1 protein-coding gene is annotated in these 1412 nt (G+C 70.0%); it reads right to left on the bottom strand.

Going from position 1 to position 1412, the window contains the following annotated elements; all coding sequences use genetic code 11:
* Nucleotides 1-114: 114 nt before the first annotated feature.
* Nucleotides 115-1359: a styrene monooxygenase/indole monooxygenase family protein gene (locus U9R90_RS36215; RefSeq protein WP_411061744.1), complete on the bottom strand. Its 1245-nt coding sequence runs from the start codon at nt 1357-1359 to the stop codon at nt 115-117.
* Between the last annotated feature and the right edge of the window lie 53 nt (nt 1360-1412).

Below are 1412 nucleotides of genomic sequence, written 5' to 3'. Positions count from 1 at the left end.
GGGAGGTGGGGGCTCCAGGTTAGAGCTGTGGCCCCCACCCCGCCCCTTCCCGAAAGGCCTCGCCGGCCGGGCTCGAAGACTGGCCTCGAACGCCGGCCGGGCTGAACGCGTCGGTCAGGCGCCCGCCGACTCCGCGACCTCCGACACGTACCCGTTCGCCTTCTCCGGGTCGTAGAAGAAGTTCTCGAAGTCGGACGGGTCGTTGAAGCCGTTGGCGAAGCGGTGGGCGATCGGGGGGAGGCCGCCGGCCGCGCCGATGAGATTGAGTACGTGCTCCGGGGGGACGCCGAGCATGGCGTTGGTCCACTTGGTGACGTGCTGGGCGGTGTCCCAGTAGCGGTCGAAGGTGGACTGCATCCAGGCCTCGTCGAAGGGACGGTCGCCGTTTTCGACGATGGAGGCGAGGTACGACGCGGCGCACTTGGACGCCGAGTTGGAGCCCTGGCCGGTGATCGGGTCGTTGGCGACGACGACGTCCGCGACGCCGAGGACCAGACCGCCGCCCGGGAGACGGCCGATCGGGTTGCGGACCGTGGGGGCGTAGCGCCCGGCCAGCGTGCCGCCCGCGTCGGTCAGTTCGACCTTGGTGGCACGGGCGTACTCCCAGGGCGTGAAACGCTCCATGAGTTCCAGGGTGAGGGAGAGGTGCTCGGCGGGGTCCTTGACGCCCTTGAACACGTCGAGCGGGCCGCCGGGGATGCCCTCCCAGAAGAGGATGTCAGCGCGGCCGGACGTGGTGAGGGTCGGCATGACGAAGAGCTCGCCGACGCCGGGGACCAGGTTGCAGCGGACCGCGTCGTACTCCGGGTGCTCGGGGCGCGGGCCGAGCCCGTGGACGTACGCCACCGCGAGGGCGCGCTGCGGGGTGTCGTACGGGGAGCGGGCGGCGTCCCGGCCGAACATCGAGACCAGCTCGCCCTTGCCCGCGGAGACCATGACCAGGTCGTAGGTGCGGGAGAAGTAGTCGAGGTCGGAGACCGCGGCGCCGTGGATGACCAGTTGGCCGCCGCGCTGCGCGAAGGTCTCCATCCAGCCGGCCATCTTCACCCGCTGGTCGACGGACTGGGCGTAGCCGTCGAGCCTGCCGACCCAGTCGATCACTCGTTGCGACTCGGGACCCGCGACCGAGACGCCCAGGCCCTCGATCTTCGGGGCCTGGGACTCCCAGAAGTTGAGCTGCTGGTCGCGCTCGTGCTGCAGCGCCGTGTCGAACATGCACTGGGTCGACATGACGCGGCCGGACCGGATCTCGTCCGCCGTGCGGTTGGACATCAGGGTGATCTCGTATCCCTGCGACTGGAGCGCGAGGGCGAGCTGGAGGCCGGACTGGCCAGCTCCGACGATGAGTATCTTCCGCATGAGTGGGGCCTTATCTGCTTGCGGGTCTCGGCGGGTTGAGCACGTGGGGCGGG

The sequence above is a fragment of the Streptomyces sp. E11-3 genome (assembly GCF_046540415.1).
In the GTDB taxonomy this organism is placed as follows: domain Bacteria; phylum Actinomycetota; class Actinomycetes; order Streptomycetales; family Streptomycetaceae; genus Streptomyces.
The sequence above is the reverse complement of the archived record's forward strand: the minus strand, read 5'-3'. Positions and strand labels throughout refer to the sequence as shown.

Bases quoted from the DNA above. Each gene is read 5' to 3' on its own strand.
- U9R90_RS36215 (WP_411061744.1), bottom strand. From the start codon at position 1,359: ATGCGGAAGATACTCATCGTCGGAGCTGGCCAGTCCGGCCTCCAGCTC.